General features: G+C 39.1%; 6 protein-coding genes. 3 read left to right on the top strand and 3 right to left on the bottom strand.

Annotated features, from left to right (window positions below):
* Positions 1-177, top strand: a 177-nt coding sequence (locus V6C71_18630; GenBank protein HEY9770477.1) for a transposase, incomplete at its 5' end; no start/stop codon positions are given.
* Between the two features lie 309 nt (positions 178-486).
* Here V6C71_18630 and V6C71_18625 read toward each other — a convergent pair.
* On the bottom strand, positions 487-2,082 hold the full coding sequence (locus V6C71_18625; protein HEY9770476.1) for a dynamin family protein: 1,596 nt from the start codon (positions 2,080-2,082) through the stop codon (positions 487-489).
* A 409-nt stretch (positions 2,083-2,491) separates the two neighbouring features.
* On the opposite strand from V6C71_18625, the gene V6C71_18620 reads away from it, so the two are divergent.
* Positions 2,492-4,543: a hydantoinase/oxoprolinase family protein gene (locus V6C71_18620; GenBank protein HEY9770475.1), complete on the top strand. Its 2,052-nt coding sequence runs from the start codon at positions 2,492-2,494 to the stop codon at positions 4,541-4,543.
* 38 nt (positions 4,544-4,581) lie between these two features.
* Here the strand turns inward: V6C71_18620 and V6C71_18615 are convergent, their stop codons facing one another.
* Both V6C71_18615 and V6C71_18610 read right to left on the bottom strand, forming a co-directional pair.
* Positions 4,582-4,836 carry a hypothetical protein gene (locus tag V6C71_18615; GenBank protein HEY9770474.1) on the bottom strand — a complete coding sequence of 85 codons (255 nt, stop codon included), beginning with the start codon at positions 4,834-4,836 and terminating at the stop codon, positions 4,582-4,584.
* A 60-nt stretch (positions 4,837-4,896) separates the two neighbouring features.
* The gene (locus V6C71_18610; protein HEY9770473.1) at positions 4,897-5,097 is read right to left on the bottom strand and encodes a hypothetical protein; all 201 of its coding nucleotides are present in this window, start codon (positions 5,095-5,097) and stop codon (positions 4,897-4,899) included.
* Positions 5,098-5,278: 181 nt separating this feature from the next.
* Between V6C71_18610 and V6C71_18605 the strand changes: the two genes are divergently transcribed.
* Complete coding sequence (locus tag V6C71_18605) at positions 5,279-6,145, top strand: ABC transporter permease (GenBank protein HEY9770472.1); 867 nt, start codon at positions 5,279-5,281, stop codon at positions 6,143-6,145.
* The last annotated feature ends 90 nt before the right edge of the window (positions 6,146-6,235 follow it).

Genomic DNA, 6,235 nt, shown 5'->3' with positions numbered 1-6,235 from the left:
TACCTGCCTCCCTACTCTCCAGATTTGAATAAAATTGAGCGTTGGTGGTCTGTTCTTAAAACCTGGATCAAGCAGAGAATTAAAGAATTTGAGACAGTAAGAGAATGTGTTGATGCCGCTTTCAAAAAATGTCAAACACGTATATGCGTAATGCTATACCTTCCATATTTAAAATAGTTTCTAATGTTTTTTCGCGATTAAATTTGGTGTTTTCGTCGATAAAAATTAGCAAAGTGTGAGACATTAAAATTGAAATCACAAGATTACGTGAACATGATCGCACTAATTATGAGATGAAATTACTGCAAAAATTTGAGTGATCGTGTTCAACAAAACAACTGATGAGAATAGTTTTGTAGTTCTTATTTTGAAGGAATACTCCAAATTTTGTCCATCAACATTTGTGATCTCAATTCTATTTATAAAGCAAGAGAACTGCCTAGTATTGTTATAGTTATAATTTGGGCGATCGCCAATCGATTAACGTTAGTCATCTACAGACAACTGTTCGACTTCAGTCGTAATCTTCTGAATTTCCACCTTAATACTGGCAATATGCTGACTGATTGATTCAGCGGTAGCTATTTTACTAGCTAATTCTTCTTGTTTGGGTCTAATTACATCTGCAAACTGTTGGAGACACTTGTTTAGCTCTACTGCTAAAGCATCTTTTAAAGTTTTGGTGTAGTTTTCTTGGAGGTTACGATAGGTTTGTTCGAGTTCTTCTTTAACTTTTCTCCGCCTTCTAGGTAAGGCATCAAAACTCATCAAGCCAAAAAGACCAGCAATTAAAAACGCTGTGGCATCTGCTGAAGTTGTACTAAATAGTAGCTGTCCTCCAAATCCCGTTGCAGCAGCAGTAATTCCCAATCTTAAAAAGCTATCTAATCCTTCTTCAGCAGCGGTTTTTATTTTGACAGCAAACTCGTCACCTTTTAGTCGATCAGTATTAATCGGCGGAAGTGCTAAAGTTTCCTCAGATACAGTGATGGCGGTAGACAAATCTTCTTTTGCCTCTCTGACAATGCGCTCTCTATATTTCAGGAAAGTTGAAATTGCTTCTTGAAATATTTCTTGCAGATTTTTATCTAACTGAATTTCTTTGATGGTTTTAGCTAATCTTTCTTCGAGGTAATCTTCTTCTTTAGTAATTTTTCGTTTTAGAACAGTTAGAAAGCCAGTGTTTTTATCAATTAAATCATTTGTTTCTTGGATTAAATTAGTAAACAAATTTTCAATGTTATCGCGGAAAATGCCAAACAAAAGATTGTATTCTTCTAATCGTTCTTCAATTCGGCGAGAAGTACGGTCAAAAATAGTTTGATCGGATTGTAATTTAGTTTTGAGCGATTCATTTTGCTTTTCCAATTGTTCTAAATAAACCAGCAAGGACTTTTGTGGGCCCTGTAGCTTGAGCTTTACTTTTTCTCCTTCTGCCAAAAATGCCAGTAAAAAGCTTTTTAATTCATCAATTCCCTCGCTTGTTTTAGCAGATATAGCGAATACGGGAGGCATTTTTGCTAGGATTTCTTTCAATCCCTCGCTGACATATTCACGAATTTGCCTTGTCTCATCTCCTTGAACTAAATCTATTTTGTTAATCGCAACGATAATTTTACGCGCCCAGGTGCGATCGACTAAAGTTAAGAAATCTTGCTCCGATTTACTCAAAGGACGCTCTACAGAAGTGACAAACAAAATAATATCTGCTTGCTGTAAATAGTTTTCGGTTAGTTCTTGATGTTGTTCAATAATCGAGTTTGTTCCTGGACTATCAATAAACGCCAAACCACCAAAACCTTCTGGATTATAAGAATTAATTTCCTGAGTGGTGGGCAAAAATCCTACCGAAGCAATTTCTTGATTGTTAAGCTGATTGAGCAAACTAGACTTACCTGCGTTAAACTCACCACAAATAAAAATAGAGAAGGGATTAGCTAATTGTTGTTTGAGTACTTCTGTATCAGGCTCGAAATTAGGAAAAAGCACCTTTGCCTCTACAAAAAGACCTTCAACCTGTTGAATAGTTTCCAAGCTGCGGTCAAAAAGCTGTTGCTGTTCTCCTGAGAGAGTCAGAGGCATATTTTCTCTTCCTTGATCTTGATAGGTATTTATTTAAATTAATAGCAGTTTTTTGCTCGATTGCCATCAGATTTTAAGATTAATCCCAATTTTGAGATATTAATCTTAAAGTTACATTCAAATTATTTACTCAAATTGTCGAGCTAACCAGACAATATTGCTAAATTAGATCGAGAACAATAGAGCGACTAATGATTATTTCTCGTTTCAGTGGCAAGGAAATGAATATCTGGTAAGTGCTAGTATCGGGTTGTTAGAAATTAATGCTGACAGCCTCGATCTAAGTGATTTAATTAACGTAGCTAAAGCAACCTGTAATATGGCAAGAGAGAAAGTTGAGGTCAAAACTTTTTGGTAAATAGTTGGAAATCTCTGATACGAAAACTTGGTAATTTAGTTAATCTACATTATGGCTGTTTCACGTTGGCAATTTTGGATCGATCGCGGTGGCACATTTACCGACGTTATTGCCCAAACGCCTCAAGGCGAAATTATCGTCCATAAATTATTGTCAGAAAATCCCGAACAGTACGATGATGCTCCGCTTCAGGGAATTAGGGATGTTATGGGTATCGCTCAAGATGACTCTATTCCTGCCGCACAGATAGAAGCAATCAAAATGGGGACAACCGTAGCTACCAACGCCCTACTAGAAAGAAAAGGCGATCGCGTTGTCTTAGCTATTACCAGAGGATTTAAAGATGCCCTGCGGATTGGTTATCAAAATCGTCCCGATATTTTTGCTTTAGAAATAATTCTGCCTGAAATGCTTTACGAACAGGTAGTAGAAGTTAAAGAACGCTATGATGCCCAAGGCAACGAACTAATTCGGGTAGATATATCTCAAACTAGGCAAGATTTACAGGCTGCATACGATTCGGGAATACGCAGTTGTGCCATAGTGCTAATGCACAGTTATCGTTACCCACAACACGAACTACAGGTAGGGGAGATTGCCCGCAGAATTGGTTTTACCCAGATATCTATTTCTCATCAGGTAAGTCCGTTGATTAAATTCATCAGTCGTGGAGATACCACCGTAGTCGATGCTTATCTTTCGCCTATTTTGCGTCGCTATGTCGAACAGTTTACTGAAAATTTATTTGTTCGCCAACAGCAGAGAAAAGCATCAACCAAACTGATGTTTATGCAGTCTAATGGGGGGCTAGTAGATGCAAACTTGTTCAAAGGTAAAGACAGCATTCTTTCTGGGCCGGCGGGAGGCATTGTCGGGGCAGTCAAAACCTGTTCTCTGGCAGGCTTTGATAAAATTATTGGCTTTGATATGGGCGGGACATCTACTGATGTAAGTCACTATGCAGGGGAATATGAACGCAGTTTTGAAACTGAGGTGGCAGGAGTTAGATTGCGATCGCCGATGATGTCAATTCATACCGTAGCTGCGGGAGGAGGCTCAATTTTACACTTTGATGGTACCCGATATCGCGTTGGCCCAGATTCAGCGGGGGCTAACCCTGGTGCTGCTGCTTATGGTAGAGGTGGCGATTTAACTGTCACGGACTGTAATGTGATGATTGGTAAACTTCAGCCTGAGTTTTTTCCTCAAGTTTTTGGAGTCAATGGAGATGCCCCCTTAAATCGCATAGTCGTCAGCGAAAAATTTCAAATGTTAGCCAATCGGATTCAAGATGGTAGAACTGTAGAGCAAATAGCCTCTGGTTTTTTAGCGATCGCCGTAGATAATATGGCAAATGCAATCAAAAAAATATCTCTCCAAAAAGGCTATGACGTTAGTACCTATACCCTCTGCTGTTTTGGCGGTGCAGGAGGACAACACGCCTGTCTAATTGCTGATGTACTAGGCATCAAGCAAATTTTTCTCCATCCTTATGCGGGGGTATTATCAGCTTATGGTATTGGTTTAGCAGATCTGAGAATTATCAGAGAGAAGTCGGTTGAAGCCCAGTTGCAGCCAGAGATTTTAATTAGTTTAGGCTCGGCTTTTGAACAATTAGCTACTATGGCTCAAGCAGAGTTAGCCCAGCAACAAGAAGATAGCCAAGACACAGTTATCTTGCAGAAAGTTCATCTTAAATACATTGGTACAGACTCTAGTTTAATTGTTGATTTTGCCAGCTTAGAATCAATGCGATCGCAGTTTGAACAAGAATACCAACAGCGTTATGGCTTCATGATTGCCGATCGAGATTTAGTCGTGGAAACTATTTCTTTAGAGTTAATTTATCCTACCTATACTCCTGAATCTAAGACTATTCCTCGCCAAAACGCCACTCCTCCACAAGCAGTTACCACAGTTAAAATGTACACCGCAGATACTTGGCACGATACTCACGTATACCGAAGAGAAACCTTGCAGCCAGGGAATCTAATAAATTCTCCGGCAATTATTATCGAACCCACAGGTACAAATATTATTGAACCAGGTTGGCAGGGAAGAATTAGCGATCGCCTGGATTTGATTTTGGCAAAAATGCTTTAAGCTTGATAATTGCGCTCAATTCAATGAGCTATTAGCTTTTAGCTATTAGCTTTATAACCATTTAGTTTAGGCAAGATGCTCGGAATAGCCATTGTGGTCAGCATGGTCATGTTTGCCACCCAAAATAAAAAAACCAACCACAATAAACCTAACCAAGGCTGGAGATAATTAAAGGAATGTAATCCTGACCATAATTGCCAAATTCTAAACCCTGTATAAAATGTGCCAATAATCACCACAACACTTTTACACAAAGCACGGCTAAAACTTATCTCACAGGCTAACTGAACCACAACAGCTAATAAGTAACAACCGAAAAAAACTCGCAAATCTGGCGTATTCCAAAAAGTAATTCACATGATTACAGGAAGAATTACCCCAAGTAGCAAAGCAACATTGACCCAAACCTGCATAAATTGCCACTGTGCAGCGTTAAAATCCATTATTGGCTTGAAGGGTAATTTTTTACGCTTAACTAACCAACCAAAAGTAACGCTTAGCAATGTAGCGATCGCGCAGAAGGAAACGACTGTAAACCAGTTATTAGGATTCATCAAATCAAAATCAAAATTGAAATTGTACTAGTTGTTTCTATCTTATCTACAGCATCTGGTTTTGCGATTAGTGCCAGAGATCGCTCCAAATAACAAGATAACAATAACCAATTCAACCAAAATTATGATAATTTTTGGCTATAATGCCGAGCAAACTAAGTCAGTTGCCCCATAATGAGTTATGACTACCAGCCTTAAATTACCTCGTCAATTTCAACTTACCCTGTCTCAAAGCCTGACTTTGATTGGCTTAATCATCACGATTTGTTTTATAGCGATCGCTATACTCGCCCCCACGTTACAAAATATAGGCTGGCTGCAAGATCCAACCGAAGCTTTAGCTAATCCGATCCATGAAGCACCAGGGGCAGATTATTGGTTTGGCACAACTCGCCAAGGATACGATGTTTTTTCCCGTACTCTGTTTGGTACTCAAGCTGCATTAAAAGTAGTAGTCTTGGCAACTACTATTAGTTTAATTTTAGGAGTTCCCTTAGGTTTAGTTAGTGGTTATCTCGGCGGTAAAATTGACAAAGTTTTGCTTTTCTTTATGGATACGATCTATACTTTACCTGGATTATTGTTGTCTGTAACCCTGGCTTTTGTAGTAGGTCAAGGAATTCTCAACGCAGCTTTAGCCTTAAGTATTGCTTATGTTCCCCAGTATTATCGTATAGTTCGCAACCATACCACGAGCGTCAAGACAGAGTTATTTATTGAAGCAGCCCAGGCGATGGGCGCACCTACTAGTAGAATATTATCCCGCTATTTGTTTTTCAACGTAATTCAAAGTGTTCCTGTCTTGTTTACCCTTAATGCCGCAGATGCAATTTTAATTCTGGGTGGTTTAGGTTTTCTGGGATTAGGATTACCTCCGGAAGTACCAGAATGGGGTCACGATCTGCGTTTAGCTTTAGATGCCTTGCCTATAGGGATTTGGTGGTCAGCTACCTTTCCTGGTTTGGCAATGACGATCTTGGTGACAGGCTTATCTTTAGTAGGGGAAGGTTTGGGAGATATGTTGAAGCTTGGAGGACGAGGTAGTTGACTGCTTACCTTTGGCAAAAAAGCGCAATTTATTTGGTTTAAACTAGCTTCGTGGTTTCTATCTTTAGCTATTAGCCAAAAACTGGATGTC

The sequence above is a fragment of the Coleofasciculaceae cyanobacterium genome, from assembly GCA_036703275.1.
Lineage (GTDB): Bacteria > Cyanobacteriota > Cyanobacteriia > Cyanobacteriales > Xenococcaceae > Waterburya.
The sequence above is the reverse complement of the archived record's forward strand: the minus strand, read 5'-3'. Positions and strand labels throughout refer to the sequence as shown.

Coding starts and splice junctions, on each gene's coding strand:
- V6C71_18605 (HEY9770472.1), top strand. CDS start 5,279: ATGACTACCAGCCTTAAATTACCTCGTCAATTTCAACTTACCCTGTCT.
- V6C71_18625 (HEY9770476.1), bottom strand. CDS start 2,082: ATGCCTCTGACTCTCTCAGGAGAACAGCAACAGCTTTTTGACCGCAGC.
- V6C71_18610 (HEY9770473.1), bottom strand. CDS start 5,097: ATGAATCCTAATAACTGGTTTACAGTCGTTTCCTTCTGCGCGATCGCT.
- V6C71_18620 (HEY9770475.1), top strand. CDS start 2,492: ATGGCTGTTTCACGTTGGCAATTTTGGATCGATCGCGGTGGCACATTT.